13 protein-coding genes are annotated in these 14,617 nt (G+C 36.0%); 2 read left to right on the forward strand and 11 right to left on the reverse strand.

All coding sequences use genetic code 11. The features are described from left to right. Window positions 1–194: 194 nt before the first annotated feature. Together ABN763_RS08080 and ABN763_RS08085 are read right to left on the reverse strand one after the other, a co-directional pair. The gene (locus ABN763_RS08080; protein WP_410484945.1) at window positions 195–1,220 is read right to left on the reverse strand and encodes a GntR family transcriptional regulator; all 1,026 of its coding nucleotides are present in this window, start codon (window positions 1,218–1,220) and stop codon (window positions 195–197) included. A 4-nt stretch (window positions 1,221–1,224) separates the two neighbouring features. Beyond that, complete coding sequence (locus ABN763_RS08085) at window positions 1,225–1,938, reverse strand: NUDIX hydrolase (RefSeq protein WP_410484946.1); 714 nt, start codon at window positions 1,936–1,938, stop codon at window positions 1,225–1,227. Window positions 1,939–2,099: 161 nt separating this feature from the next. Between ABN763_RS08085 and galK the strand changes: the two genes are divergently transcribed. Both galK and ABN763_RS08095 read left to right on the forward strand, forming a co-directional pair. Further along, a complete protein-coding gene (gene galK / locus ABN763_RS08090; RefSeq protein ID WP_410484947.1) occupies window positions 2,100–3,272 on the forward strand; it encodes a galactokinase in 1,173 nt (390 codons plus the stop codon). After that, window positions 3,272–4,312, forward strand: a complete 1,041-nt coding sequence (locus tag ABN763_RS08095; protein WP_410484948.1) for a UDP-glucose--hexose-1-phosphate uridylyltransferase — start codon at window positions 3,272–3,274, stop codon at window positions 4,310–4,312. The genes galK and ABN763_RS08095 overlap by 1 nt, the downstream gene beginning before the upstream one ends. Here ABN763_RS08095 and ABN763_RS08100 read toward each other — a convergent pair. The 9 genes from ABN763_RS08100 to ABN763_RS08140 all read right to left on the reverse strand — a co-directional run bounded on the left by ABN763_RS08100 (window position 4,309) and on the right by ABN763_RS08140 (window position 14,435). After that, window positions 4,309–4,782 carry a protease complex subunit PrcB family protein gene (locus ABN763_RS08100; protein ID WP_410484949.1) on the reverse strand — a complete coding sequence of 158 codons (474 nt, stop codon included), beginning with the start codon at window positions 4,780–4,782 and terminating at the stop codon, window positions 4,309–4,311. The two genes, ABN763_RS08095 and ABN763_RS08100, sit on opposite strands and share 4 nt — an antisense overlap. Before the next feature lie 11 nt (window positions 4,783–4,793). Continuing rightward, window positions 4,794–5,921: an N-acetyl-alpha-D-glucosaminyl L-malate synthase BshA gene (gene bshA / locus ABN763_RS08105; RefSeq protein ID WP_410484950.1), complete on the reverse strand. Its 1,128-nt coding sequence runs from the start codon at window positions 5,919–5,921 to the stop codon at window positions 4,794–4,796. Window positions 5,922–5,987: 66 nt separating this feature from the next. Next, a complete protein-coding gene (locus tag ABN763_RS08110; RefSeq protein WP_410484951.1) occupies window positions 5,988–8,903 on the reverse strand; it encodes a glycoside hydrolase family 3 N-terminal domain-containing protein in 2,916 nt (971 codons plus the stop codon). A gap of 138 nt (window positions 8,904–9,041) precedes the next feature. After that, window positions 9,042–9,524, reverse strand: coding sequence for an ABC transporter ATPase (locus ABN763_RS08115; protein ID WP_410484952.1), 483 nt, complete (start codon window positions 9,522–9,524; stop codon window positions 9,042–9,044). Window positions 9,525–9,574: 50 nt separating this feature from the next. Continuing rightward, window positions 9,575–10,366 (reverse strand): (Fe-S)-binding protein, encoded by a 792-nt coding sequence (locus tag ABN763_RS08120; protein ID WP_410484953.1) that lies wholly within the window; start codon window positions 10,364–10,366, stop codon window positions 9,575–9,577. Window positions 10,367–10,404: 38 nt separating this feature from the next. Next, the gene (locus tag ABN763_RS08125) at window positions 10,405–10,851 is read right to left on the reverse strand and encodes a phosphoheptose isomerase (protein WP_410484954.1); all 447 of its coding nucleotides are present in this window, start codon (window positions 10,849–10,851) and stop codon (window positions 10,405–10,407) included. A 15-nt stretch (window positions 10,852–10,866) separates the two neighbouring features. After that, entirely contained in the window at window positions 10,867–12,183 is a 1,317-nt protein-coding gene (locus tag ABN763_RS08130; RefSeq protein WP_410484955.1) for a 4Fe-4S dicluster domain-containing protein, read from the reverse strand. A 22-nt stretch (window positions 12,184–12,205) separates the two neighbouring features. Then, window positions 12,206–13,171: an MlaD family protein gene (locus tag ABN763_RS08135; protein WP_410484956.1), complete on the reverse strand. Its 966-nt coding sequence runs from the start codon at window positions 13,169–13,171 to the stop codon at window positions 12,206–12,208. Between the two features lie 115 nt (window positions 13,172–13,286). Beyond that, window positions 13,287–14,435, reverse strand: a complete 1,149-nt coding sequence (locus ABN763_RS08140; protein ID WP_410484957.1) for an N-acetylmuramoyl-L-alanine amidase family protein — start codon at window positions 14,433–14,435, stop codon at window positions 13,287–13,289. Window positions 14,436–14,617 lie beyond the last annotated feature (182 nt).

The raw sequence follows: 14,617 nt of genomic DNA on the forward strand, positions 1-14,617 counted from the left end.
GTGTTTTGTTAATATAAGCCCGTAAAATTACTTATTTAATAAGCTAAGAGTGAAGATTAGGTTTTTTAGTTATATAATCTGTGATACTCTATGCTACAAGCAAATATAGAATTAAATTTTTTACATTAAGCAAAATTTTAACAAAAAAAATCAGGTATTAGTAATTATTGATACATAAAACGCCGACTCTGTTATTACAACGAGTTACGTCTTATTGTTTTTGAAGGGATAATCCGGTGTGTTCGAGCACCGTACTTAACAAATGCAGCAGCTTCAATTCCCATTTGCTTAAAATCGGTAGATATGGTTGTTATACCACCAAATATCATCTCTTTCACAGCATTATCATTATGCGATAAAATTCCAACATCCTTACCTATTACATATTCGGCATTTCGACAATCTCTTAACACTTCCCACAGATAGCTGTCGGTAATCAGAAAATATGCGGTTTTGTTCCGGACGCTACCTCTATTATATTTTTTTTCAATGGAGCCATCAATATTGTAATCGTCCACAAAACGACTAAAGGCATTCTTGATTCCTTCTGGATGGTCTGAAGCTTCTTGAAAAAAAAGAATAAACTTCCGATACTTTTTAATCGCAGGCAACATATCGACCAACTGCTGATAGGTAGAATCTTCAAATTCTTGAGCGATATAAGAGTATTCATCAGGCAATTCTATAAACCTATCCACCACTAGTAAACGTTCTTTTGGAATATCACTTAACAACAAAGGCATTTCTTTAGATGGTATAGGCGCAATAACATACATCCCATATTTACCTTTAATTGTTGAGAGGATATTCAAAAAAACTTCTTGATTGTTATGATGAAAAAAAACATCTATCTGATACTTTTTTCCTAGTTCTTTTCTAAAAGCATTATAAAAATCTTCTTGTATGGGGTGAAAGGCATATAAGATGATAGCTAACTTTAGCTTTAATTTGGTATTGGTATTGGCGATGTAATATCCCTTCAGGCTTTTAGATTCTACCAAACCTCTACTTTTCATTTCTTCGTAGGCTCTAACAATGGTCTTACGAGCAAATCCTAATTCTTCAACCATTTTGTTAATAGATGGTAACCGATCACCTTTTTTCGCATAACCAGATTCAATAGTAGCAATTATACCATTAACCAACTGTTCGTGCTTAGAAAAGGTCTTTACCTTAACAAACTCATGTATATTATCAAAAAGTATCTGATAATCCTTCATCTCTTTAAACCTCAAAATTAATTCCCTTCGCCACCAAAGCCTCATATTTTAAGTGATCAAACTTATAGAGAAATGCTCCCTTTTTTGAGCTTAACTTGTCTTTCTCATTTAGTTTAATCAATACTCCAAATGACAAGACTTTCTTGCGAAAATTTCGAGAGTCCATTTTCTTCTGGTAAATAGCCTCATACAGACTTTGTAATTGCGGAATGGTAAACTTCTCGGGTAACAATTCAAAACCAATAGGTTGGTATCTAGCTTTTCTACGCAGCCTCGCCAAAGCGTCTTTTACCATATCATCGTGGTCTAAAACCAATCCTGGTAATTCATCAAAAGGATACCAAATGGCACCGTGTTCCTCGACCAATTCTTTATCATATTCATTAATGCGAATTAGTGCATATTGACCAATGGATATACACCGATACCCGGGATCTCTCATTACAGCATTATAGGTGCGAAGTTCTTCCATAAAAACGTTTTGCAAACCAGTGATCTCCTCTAGTACCCTTTTTGCTGCATCAGTAACGCTCTCATCAAGCTTTACAAAGCTACCTATCAACGAGTAAGCACCTTTTTGGGGTTCTACCCTTCGTTTAAACACCAACAGCTTTAAAATACCATCATCAAAACCAAAAATGATACAATCGGTTGCGATATACATAGGGTCGTGATCTTGATACCAATCTCTTTTCCAAAGTGAAGTTGACGTACTCATTAAGCTTTTAGATTTCTCCAAAAATACATGAACTCAATGATTTTTCAATTTTGAGGAAAAAGAAGAACAATTTATATAATAAATGTAAAAAATACATTTATTATATTTGTGTAATTCTTTTATCAACATGCTAGTTGTCATTAATCGTTTTTAACCTAACATTGAAAAAAACTGAAACTTTTTTTACTAAAGATAGCGATGCGTTAATCAAAGCTTTTAATGCAGATATCACGGTGCACTCTCCTGGAAGAATTAATTTTATTGGAGGACATACTGATTATAATGATGGTCTTGTATTACCAACAGCAATTGACCAAAAGATTCACCTGTATTTTAAGAAGAGTAATAATCCAGATATATGTACTATTAATAGTATTGGTTTTGACAATACTTTAAAAATAAATCTCAACCATATTCAAAAAAGTGAGCATCAATGGGAAAATTATATTCTTGGTGTAATTCACGGATTGCAACAATACAGCAGTGCAATATCAGGATTTGATTGTATAATTGATAGTCAGCTACCTATAGGATCAGGAATAAGTTCATCAGCCGCGTTGGAGTGTGGTATGGCGTATGGGCTTAATCAATTGTTTAATCTTGGAGTATCAACACTTGATATGATTCAGCTATCTCGCGATGCAGAACATCATTTTGTTGGTACAAAATGCGGAATCATGGACCAGTTTGCTGTAATGATTAGTAAGAAAAACCATGTGGTACTTCTAGATTGTGAATCAGTTACTTATTCGTTGATTCCCATGAATTTAAAACCTTATAAATTATTACTACTCAATACAAATGTTTCGCATAACCTAGCTAGTAGTGAATACAATACCAGAAGAACTGAATGCGAGACAGCAGTACAGTTTATTCAACAACATTATCCTGCAGTCACCTCGCTTAGAAAAGTGGATAACAATATGCTAAACACCCTGCAAGCATCAATGGACCCCATCCTGTTTAAACGAAGTCATTTTATCGTAAACGAAAATCTTCGTGTTTTGCAAGCGGCTGATTTTTTACAAAAACATCAGCTACATGAATTCGGAAAGCTTATGTATGAATCGCATAAAGGATTACAAAATCAATATCAGGTAAGTTGTAAAGAACTTGACTTTTTAATTGAATTCGCAAAGCAGAACGATCAAATTTTAGGAGCCCGAATGATGGGCGGGGGTTTTGGTGGTTGTACCATTAACATCATTCATCAAGATATAATTGACAACTATATTTCTCAAGTTAGTCAGGCCTATTTAGAAAAATTTTCATTTGAATTAAGCGCCAATATTATTGAACCCGACGAGGGTACAACACTAAAATCTGCTATATAATGAGCCTAAACTTTTACCAACAGCCTCATAGACGTTATAACATTTTAACTGGCGAATGGATTTTGGTTTCACCACATCGTACCAAAAGACCATGGCAGGGTAAAGTTGAAAAAATAAATACTACAAAAATGCCCTCTTATGATGAAACCTGCTATTTATGTCCAGGAAATACAAGGGCAAATGGTGAAACCAATTCTGCTTATACTTCGACCTATGCTTTTCAAAATGATTTTGCTGCTTTAATAGAAAACACAGGTAATACTGAACTGAACAAGGGGCTGCTAACAGCTAAAACAGAGGATGGACTATGTAAAGTTGTGTGCTTTTCCCCTGACCATTCGCTTACGCTTCCGCAAATGTCAGTTGATGCTATCTATCAGGTAATCAACCTTTGGCAAGAGGAGTATAAAACTCTCGGGCAGTTAAACAACATTAATCATGTTCAAATATTTGAAAATAAGGGAAGCGTGATGGGTTGCAGTAATCCGCACCCACATGGACAAATATGGGCGCAGCAAACGATACCTGATGAGGTAGTTAAAAAAGATAAACACCAATTAGCTTACTGGCAACGTAACTCAAATAGTTTGTTAGCCGATTACTTAGCACAAGAACTAGAAACAAAAGAGCGAATTATCTCAGAAAATACCCACTTTGTTGCCCTCGTGCCGTTTTGGGCAGTCTGGCCCTATGAAACCATGATTATTACCAAGAGGCACGTTCAACATATTGGTTTATTAAATGACGATGAAAAAGAAGCTTTTGCATCGATCTTAAAGAAGCTCACCACCAAATATGATAACCTTTTTGAAACTTCATTCCCATATTCGGCAGGTATTCATCAAAGCCCTACAAATGGAGAAGAGAATAAACATTGGCACTTTCATATGTCCTTTTACCCTCCTCTTTTGCGGTCTGCAACCGTAAAGAAATTTATGGTTGGATATGAAATGTTTGCCGGCCCACAACGTGACATTAGCGCAGAGCAGGCTGCAGAATCATTACGAAACTTACCTGATAAACATTATCTGGATCGCTAGCTTACTTTTTTAAAAACAATCTCTTTCTTAGTAGCAGGTATTTTTACAATGCAAAACGGTTGGCAAATGACCGTCGTGGCCATCATCCCTTCAGGAGTAGATTCCTTAACAAATATTATCAGTTCCTTTTTCGTTTCTTCAACGTTATCAATACTAATTGAATATCCTCCATAATTCTTTTCACCCATGTATAATCCAATAATCATTTCCTTATCAAAATCAACATCCGGAATAGGGAAACCGGGTCTTCTGGTCATATTTATCTTAGCATACACTTCTTGTAAAGCCTTTGGCTCCTTAATAATTTTTATTTGTGGTTGTTCGTAGCCACCATGAGAATGCTGAACAAGCACTTCAAACAACGGTTTTTTTTGATTATTTTGGTTAGCTTCCATCGCTCCATTTTGTTGTTTTGCGCCACCGCAAGCTGTCATAAAAAATGCAACTACTATTAATGCTGCTTTATTCATATTCTCTTAAGTTAGGCCAACTGGAAAGCTTTTTGATAGATTTCCTCATATATAGGTACAATATGAGAGATATCGAACTTTTTTGCTTCCGTTAACGCGTTGCTTTTAAACTTCTCTAATACGGCAGGGTCTTTTAAGATTTTGATCGCATTATTTGCCATTTCTTCTACATTACCCACATCACTTAAATAACCTGAAATTCCATTGATATTCACCTCTGGAATCCCTCCTGTATTACTTGATATTACCGGTGTTTTATTTATCATCGCCTCCAAGGCTGCCAATCCAAAGCTTTCTGTTTCCGATGGTAATAAAAAGAGGTCAGAAAAACAGAGTAACTTATCGATTTCCTCGCTGTTTCCTAAAAATATTACTTTATCAGCTATTCCCAGTTCTTCAGATAATTTTTCTGCTCCTTCTTTCTCAGGTCCTTCACCTACCATCATCAAACGAGCCGGAAGTTCTTGTTGAATACGGTAAAATATTCTTATGATATCTGATATTCTTTTTACTTTTCTAAAATTACTAATATGTGTTACAATCCTTTCTTCTTCTCCAGCCAACATATCTCTTTGACAATCAGTAAAACCATGATTGTACTTACCTGCATCGATAAAGTTAGGAACCACCTCAATATCTTGTTTAATATCAAATAATCTCAGTGTATCACGCTTTAAACTTTGTGAAACTGCCGTTACAACATCTGATTTATTTATACTAAAACTAACGGCTGTTTTATAATCGGGATGGTTTCCTACTAAGGTTATGTCGGTACCGTGAAGTGTTGTAACCATAGGAATTGTAATCCCTTGGTCTTCCAGCATTTTTTTTGCCATATATCCAGCGTACGCATGTGGAATGGCATAGTGTACATGAAGTAAATCTATCTTATACAGCTTCACCATATCAACTAACTTACTAGACAATGCTAGCTCATAAGGCTGATACTTAAATAGTGGATATTGCGGTACATGAACTTCATGAAAATGGATTTTACTGTTTAGCATTGCGAGACGCACAGGCTGCTTGTAGGTAATAAAATGAACTTCATGACCCCGATTCGCTAAGGCAATGCCTAGCTCTGTAGCAACAACACCACTACCTCCAAAGGTGGGATAACAAACGATCGCTATTTTCAATTTATTTAGTTTTAGTTATAAGATTCGATTTATTAGTGCATTTTTCGTTTAAAAACTTACACTTGTCTACTCGATTACTGCATCGTAAATAGCTCGTTGTATTTCTGTACGAATGTTGGTTTTAATTAACTTTCTATTTGACATCGTTGGGTATGTTCTATTTGATAAAAAGACATAGATAATTTCCTTTTCCGGATCTGCCCAAGTATATGTACCTGTGAAACCTGAATGTCCAAAACTATCCATTGAAACGCAGCCGCAGGTTGACCCTTTCTCGCCCAATTGAGGTTTGTCAAAACCAACGCCTCTTCTATTCATTTCAGGGCAATAATAGCACGTATTAAATCCGTTAATGGTCTCTTCATTTAGGTATTTTTTGCCACCGTAACTACCCCCCTGTAAATACATTTGCATAATCTTGGCTACATCATTCGCATTGCTAAAAATACCAGCATGACCACCTACACCATCCAACATTGCCGCCCCCATATCATGCACATAACCATGAACTGTTTGGTTGCGAAAATACGTATCATTCTCACTAGGTATTATTAATTTTCTATTAAACTTTTGAAGCGGATTATAGGTTGTAAAATGGGCACCGATAGACTTATAAAAATTATCTTGCACTAGTTTATCCAGTCCCTTACCATATGTCTTCTCGATATAATCTTTCATTAAATAATACGGAAGATCACTATATCGATATTCCAGTCGATCTCTTAGATCACTATCGAGTACCATTTTTACAATACTGTCTTTATAATCCGTTCTTAGATATAAATCATCTGCCACTTTAACAGAGAAGCGTTTCGATCGACGACGTTGGTAATACTGGGCAAGTAATTTACCCGAGCTACTGTCAAGTGTTTTTAAATAAAATGGTATCCAAGGTTTTAGACGACCATAATGAGACAATATCTGCTTAATGGTAAGTGTATCTTTATTTGATTTTCTTAGTTCTTTAGACAGTTTACGCAGCCTAGTATCAATACTTATCGCCCCTGAATCTACTAACTTCATTACCATTGGTAAGGTTGCCATAATTTTGGTCATACTCGCAACATCATAAAGATGGCTTTTCTTCACTTTTTGTTTTTTATCATATGTATGATGCCCGAGTGATTTATGGTACACTACCGTTCCTTTTTTAGCAATTAACAACTGTAGCCCGGGTGCCATCGCCCCTTTCACCACAAGTTGCGCTAGTGAATCAACCTTTTTAAGCCCGTAACTACTTAAACCAACACTTTCGGGCAGGCCATACTTCAATCGACTTATGGGTTTTGTAGTAAGCGAAGTCCCAACAGGAAAATCGGAACCTGACGTTACAGGTAAGCCTCCCTTAAAAGGAATCGCTCCAAAAATTAACTGAGCAGATTTCTCCTGACTTACCCTATTGTTTTGATAGCTTGCTATAACCGCTTCGATGTTAACTGTAGTTAACAAATCATTCAATGCATAGGGTTTAGTAAATACATCTAGAATCACCTTTTTATTTCTGGCAATTTCATATAACCAAACCTTTTCTTTGTCTGTAAATTGATACGATTCCCAAGGAGTTTTAGTAGATTTATGCAAAGCAATAATCACGTGCGTATATGGTTTTAACTTAGTTGACAGTTGATCTAATTTTGGAGCTTTTATCACATCTACCTTCATATAATTGTTCAGTACCTCTACAAAGGCATCTGAATTTGCATCACCAAATTTCACATAAGCAACTTTACTTCTTTCAAGGTCCTTAATTGGTAATATCTCACTTTCATTTTTAAGAAGGGTAATCGCATTTTCATAGATTTCTTCTTCGAGCAGATCATTTTCAATTGTATGTAAATCTTCTCTTAAGTTTTCAAGAGAAACATCACAGTAATTGTTTAGCCCTACCAAGTATTTTGCCTTCAGTATTTTTTTTACGGAATGTGCCAGGCGCTCTTCGCTGAAAATACGATCATTATATGCTTTGATAATTTTTTCTGATGCAAGCTTGACATCTTCTGAGATAAGTAGCATGTCGTTACCCGCTAAAAAAGCATTTAAATCGACTTCGCCGGGATTACCAGAATTGGCTACTCCTCGCATTTCTAAGGCATCAGTAAATACCAAACCGTTAAACCCGAGTTGTTTTTGTAATAGATCGGTAACAATATTTTTTGAAACAGAAGACGGAACGTTCACCCTACTTTCAAAAGCGGGGATATTTAAATGGGCAATCATCATACTCGCAACATTGGCCTCGATAAGTTTTTTAAAAGGATACAGTTCTATACTATCAATGCGTTCTTTTGTAAAAGGGATTGTTGGTAAAGCTTTATGTGAATCGGTATCTGTATCACCATGACCAGGAAAGTGCTTACCGCAAGCCAGCACACCCGCAGCTTGCATACCTTTTGAAAAAGCTACTCCTAAATTACTAACGCGGTTTTTATCTTCACCAAAAGATCGGCTACCAATAACAGGGTTTTTTGGGTTGATATTCACATCAATATCGGGTGCAAAGTTAATGTGCACACCCAAACGCTTACAATGCTCCCCCATCTGTTTACCGACCTTCTCAATTAAGCTTTCATCTTTGACAGCCCCTAAAGTCACATTATAAGGAAAAGAAAAAGTATCATCAAGTCGCATACTTAAGCCCCACTCGGCGTCCATTCCATTTATCAAAGGAACTTTTGAGAGTGCCTGAAACTCATTGTTAAGTTTTGCCTGAGCTAACGAATTTCCCAAGGAATAAATTATACCACCAACGTTGTGTTCTTGTATAAGCTTCTTTATTTTATCGCTATTCTGATATTTGGCACCTGAGAATGCTCGTACCATAAAAAGCTGTCCAACCTTTTCTTTTAAACTAAGTTGGTTATAGATACTATCGACCCATTGCTGTTGGGCCAACGCATCTTTCGCTAGTAATGGGTCTGGTTGTTGTGAATAAATAGAAAGGGGTATGCTCACTAGAAGCAATAAAGTAAAAATACTACGCATAAAATATAATCCGAAAAATCTACCTCTAAAATAACGGTTTGAATGAGATAAAATTTTGTTTTAACAAAATGCTATTAACAAAGTTGTTCTCTAAGGTAGAAATGCAGAATGAGTAATAGGAAAATGTCTCTTAAGTCATTACATAAATCTAGCATGCCAACTTTCAGCTGCCGGAACCTCCCAATTATCAAGATACTCTGCTTTATTGGTAACCAAGTTATTGAAGACAATCGTCTTTTTTGAAACTGACTTGTTTTTAGCCATTTTTCTAAAATCTGATAAAGGTTTATAAGCTATGAATTCACCTTGTTTGTAAGACACATTCATTTTGTCTAGCAAATCAACCTTGAATTCCTTTTCTAACTCTTGAATAAAATGTACTGATGCATCAATTGAACATCCGCTAGCCGCATTTAAACTTTGATCGAGCCCAATGGTAATAAAACGCTTGTATTTAATGTCATACCCTGCCTTTAAATCAGCCCCATGTGCTGTCCATTCAGTTATAAAACTATCTAATTTACTATTAATGGTCGCTAGCTCGTCATCAGTAAAACTACGATTGGCTTGGTAAATCCAAACTCTAGCGGTATCTGGTAATGTATTAAAATCAACTAGCATTTTAAAAGTAGAATCAAAACTGCAAGCTTCTGAAAACCTTGCAGATTATTTTATAAATCTTGTGCATTTGCGATAAGCTCGGCAATATCCATTACGGCAATGCTCTCTTCTTTTTCCTTATTTTTCACACCATCGGTCATCATGGTATTACAAAATGGACACCCGGCCGCAATAATATCCGGTTTTGTTTCTAAAGCCTGTTCTGTACGTTCAATGTTAACGTCTTTATTTCCGGGCTCGGGTTCTTTAAACATCTGGGCCCCACCTGCACCACAACACAGTCCATTTTTCTTGCATTTGCGCATTTCAACAAGCTCAACATCTAATTTTCTTATTAGCTCTCTAGGTGCTTCATATACATTATTGGCACGACCTAAATAACAGGGATCATGAAAAGTGATACGTTTACCTTTAAACTGTCCACCTTCAATGGTTAATCGACCGTCGTCTAAAAGTGATTTTAAAAACTGTGTATGGTGCACTACTTCATAACTGCCGCCTAGCGCAGCATACTCATTTTTAATCGTATTAAAACAGTGTGGACATGCTGTTACTACTTTTTTTATTCCATAGCCATTCATCACCTCGATATTGGTAACCGCTTGCATTTGAAACAAAAACTCATTTCCAGCACGTTTGGCAGGATCTCCAGTACAACTTTCTTCAGTACCTAAAACAGCGAAATCAACATTAGCTTTATACAATAACTTCACAAAGGCTTTTGTTATCTTTTTTGCACGGTCATCAAAGCTTCCGGAACAGCCAACCCAAAAGAGCACCTCAGGTTGTTTTCCTTCAGCCATATATTCGGCCATCGTTGGCACCTTTAGAATCTCACTCATATGCTTTATTATTTACAAAAGACGCACTGGACATTAAATTAATCGTGGTGTCCGTCATCAAATACTTCTATTGTCACTTCTTTTTCAACCAAATCGGTAAACTTACCCTTGTAACGAGTCGCGCGTACCAAATGATTGTCTATCCAATGATAATTACCACCTCTGGGTTTACCCATTAACAGGCTATGAAACTTAAATCCATGTCTGTTAAGCCACTCAGTCGTTACCACTCTATGATCTTCGGTTCTAGAGGTGAAAAAACAGATTATATGACCTTCATCGTACCACCTATTTAGCGTAGCCAACGCATCAGGAAAGGGCTCGCAGGTCTCCATCCGCTCAGGCTCTTCATTTGGTACATCTTCGGTGATTGTTCCGTCAATATCAATAAGATAATTTTTAATTCCTTCTGGCAGCACCGGACTTACATGTTCTCCACTTTCTACTTTGTCATGTAATAACTTCTCTACTTCTTCTTTGTTCACAATAAATAGTTAATTTTAAACTTCATCTTTCCAATTTAGGCGGTCCATTTGATTAAATGGCCATGGTGCGCCGTTATTTTCGATGTTAGACATCATGTTATTCAAATCGGTTGGTGCGGCCGACTGTTCCATTACAAGATAACGACGCATATCAATGATAATTGATAATGGGTCAATACCTACTGGGCAAGCTTCGACACATGCATTACATGAAGTACATGCCCATAATTCTTCTTTTGTGATATAATCATCAAGCAACTGTTTGCCATCATCAACAAACTCGCCTTTATTTTTATCTATATTCTTACCTACTTCCTCCAAACGATCACGAGTATCCATCATAATCTTTCTAGGAGACAGTTTTTTACCTGTTTGGTTCGCAGGGCATTCGCTCGTACAACGTCCACATTCCGTGCAGGTATATGCATTTAGCAGTTGTACCCAGTTTAAATCTGCTACATCACTTGCCCCAAATTTCTCAGGCTCTGACTCCGCTTCATCTTCGGCTGGTACCGCAAAAGGATCAGCGATAGGATCCATCATCAGCATGACCTCTTTAGTAACAGAATCAAGATTATTGAACTCACCTTTAGGCTTCAAATTAGCGTAAAATGTATTTGGAAATGCCAATAGTATGTGCAGGTGTTTTGAAAAATACAAGTAATTCAAGAAAATGAGAATCCCCACAATGTGCAGCCACCAAGCTCCTCGTTCTATTATATGTAGCGTATCAGCATTATCACCAAAAACAGATGCAAATGGGCCACTTATCCAATTTCCAACTCCTGCTTCTTGAAAAGAAATATCAGTGGCATTCATTGTTAGGAATAATGTCATTAGCACTACTTCAAAATATAATATGATATTACCATCGCTTTTGGGCCAGCCTTTCATTTCAGACTTCATGAAACGCTGTAATTTAATTACGTTACGACGCAACCAAAAGATAATCACTGAGACTAATACCAATACAGCTAAAATTTCAAAAGTACCTATTAGAAATCCGTAGACCGCGTTTCCTAAAATTGGTTGAAAAATACGATGCGTACCGAAAATACCATCAATGACAATTTCTAACACTTCGATGTTAATAATGATGAAACCAATGTAAACAATAATATGAAGTAAACCTGCAATTGGTCTTGTTACCATTTTAGATTGACCTAAGGCAACCATTGCCATATTCTTCCATCGAGCTGATTTGTTATCACTACGGTCAATCTCTTTGCCTAACTTTACATTTCGCATTAGTTTTCGGACATTCATCGTAAAATACCCAACTCCAATTGCGAAAATGACTAGAAATACTATGTTACCAATACCAAAATGCATCGATTGTAATTTTGTAGTTTAGTTAATTATCTTGTTTAGCATCATCCGTTTCTCCAGGCGCTTCATATTTTACTTGCTTTTTACCAAACAATGAAAAGTGTACATAGCGCTTAGGGTTTAACTTCATATCTTCCAAAAGAGCTTCTAACTGTTTTGAGGCTCCACTTAAATTAGTATAAAGACCTTCATCTTTCAATAACTTACCTAATGAACCCTCTCCTTTATCTACCTTAGCCAAAACGCTATTAAAGTTATTGACTGTTTTCTGTAGGTCAGCCACAGTTTTTTGCAGATCTGCCTTTGCTAGGGCATCGGTTGTTTTAGAAAGATCGGTGGTAATCTTATCAATATTACCAATAGTATTATCTAGTTTTTGCTTATTACCGGAAACTAACTCATTTAAGGTTTTTGACGTGTTATTAAAACTTACCACCGTTTGGTTTAATGCTTTTAGACTATTACGGAAGTCCCGTTTAGTATCATCATCTAGCATTGAATTTACATTCAACATCAAAGAATCAGCACTTCCCAACATCGATTCTATTTTTTCTCTTAACGGAGTAATAGTTTCGTTAACTAAGGCAGTAAGTCCCGGTTTAACTGCAGCGGTTAAGGTATCGCCATTTTTTGCTAACGCAGCACCATCAAAAGCCGGAACGATCATTAATGCTTTACCACTAATTAAACCAGGTTCATACAACTCGACTTTACTATTTACCGAAAAATCAAATTCTTTTTCTAAACTAAAAGTCACTAATAACTTACCTGTTTTATCCTTAAATTCGATAGCGGTTACTTTACCAACAGGTAAACCATTAATGGTCACGTTAGAAGAAGGCACCAGTCCTTCTACGTTGTCATAGATTGCGAAAAATTCTTTCTTTTTACCAAAAATTGGATTTGACTTTAGAAAGCTAAATCCCATGATAAAAAGTAAAATTCCCCCTAGCACAATTATGCCAGTTTTAAGCTCTTTGGATAGTTTCAAACACTAATTTTTTCTTGTAAACAAAAGTAGAAATAATTTTGGAAGAACACTTCTAAATAGGGTTAAGAATAAGGTAATGCGTTATTGAAGTAAAAGTCTTTATAACGGCTAAGCATTAACGCCCATTATTAGAAGTAAGTGATTTAGATTTTTGTAACGCTTTAATCGCCTGATTAATGGGTATTTTTTCCCCATCCTTATAAGCAACTATGTAACAAGAGGGATATCCCTTTTCGGTCGCTTTTTTCTGAAGCAGTTTTGCTTTTTTATAGTCTGAAGTACTACCATACAAATACCGATAAAAATCTTTATACTTTTCTTTAGAAATAGGCTCAAGCCCTTTAAAATTAAAAGGTTTAGTTTCTAAGTTATTTTTACTGGCTGCTAATTGAATCTTGAATAAAACAGGCGCATCTTCTTCTGTTTCCTTTTCAATAACCTGCATCTCTTCCTCTGCTTTATCAAAAATTTGATCTCCCACAAACTCATCTACCTCATTTTTATAAGAAAGAATTGAGTTCGCAATTGAAGTGGCAATTTCTTTTTGTCCTTTAGTAGAGTTTAAATATTTACCCTCAGATTTATTTGTTAAAAAGCCTGTTTCAATTAATACACTAGGCATATATGTTTGGTGCAAAACGATAAAAGCCGCCTGTTTTACGCTTCTATCCTTACGTTTCAGTTTTGTCTTAAAGTTCTTTTGAATGGTACTGGCAAGATTAATACTTTGATCAAGATATTCTTCCTGCATTAGGGTAAGACCAATCATAGATTCAGGCGAGTTGATATCAAAACCTTCGTAATTCATTTCGTAGTCATCTTCCATGTAAATTACTTCGTTCTCTTTTTTGGCAACTTCAAAATTTTGCTTGTTACCATGTAACCCAAGAACAAAGGTTTCTGTTCCAAATGCCTGACTGCTGTGCGCATTACAATGTACAGAAACAAAAAGATCAGCATTTGCGCGATTCGCTATTTCTCCTCTTTTATATAAATCGACAAAAACGTCGGTTTTTCTTGTATAAATCACCTTAATATCAGGCTGTTTTTCTAGAATACGACCAACTTCAAGAACAATATTAAGTGCGACTGTCTTTTCTCGATATTTGTTTCCTGCCCCTAGATTTCCACCGTCTTTTCCTCCATGCCCCGCATCTAACACAATGGTAAACAAATCACTTTTGGCAGGTTTTTTGATGCCGAATGATGCAAAAACCAACACACTAAGAATAACACCGATGCTATATAAAATTTTCAACTTCACCTGAAACAACATTAAACAAGAGCTTCTACGCTCCAACGATATTACTACAATTTTAATTTCACTTGGTCGAGGAGCCCATTTTTTATTAACTCGTTATGAACACTTTTTATCAAACTATTAGTACTTCTATTAACAATTGACAAAAAAATATATGTATGTTTGACACTCCAACAATCGCGCCA

The sequence above is a fragment of the Spongiivirga sp. MCCC 1A20706 genome (assembly GCF_046524175.1).
Taxonomy (GTDB): Bacteria; Bacteroidota; Bacteroidia; order Flavobacteriales; family Flavobacteriaceae; genus Spongiivirga.

What these genes read in the sequence shown, in the direction of transcription:
- ABN763_RS08080 (WP_410484945.1), bottom strand. Translation starts at nt 1,220, where the DNA reads ATGAAGGATTATCAGATACTTTTTGATAATATACATGAGTTTGTTAAG.
- ABN763_RS08085 (WP_410484946.1), bottom strand. Translation starts at nt 1,938, where the DNA reads ATGAGTACGTCAACTTCACTTTGGAAAAGAGATTGGTATCAAGATCAC.
- ABN763_RS08095 (WP_410484948.1), top strand. Translation starts at nt 3,272, where the DNA reads ATGAGCCTAAACTTTTACCAACAGCCTCATAGACGTTATAACATTTTA.
- ABN763_RS08100 (WP_410484949.1), bottom strand. Translation starts at nt 4,782, where the DNA reads ATGAATAAAGCAGCATTAATAGTAGTTGCATTTTTTATGACAGCTTGC.
- ABN763_RS08110 (WP_410484951.1), bottom strand. Translation starts at nt 8,903, where the DNA reads ATGCGTAGTATTTTTACTTTATTGCTTCTAGTGAGCATACCCCTTTCT.
- ABN763_RS08115 (WP_410484952.1), bottom strand. Translation starts at nt 9,524, where the DNA reads ATGCTAGTTGATTTTAATACATTACCAGATACCGCTAGAGTTTGGATT.
- ABN763_RS08120 (WP_410484953.1), bottom strand. Translation starts at nt 10,366, where the DNA reads ATGAGTGAGATTCTAAAGGTGCCAACGATGGCCGAATATATGGCTGAA.
- ABN763_RS08130 (WP_410484955.1), bottom strand. Translation starts at nt 12,183, where the DNA reads ATGCATTTTGGTATTGGTAACATAGTATTTCTAGTCATTTTCGCAATT.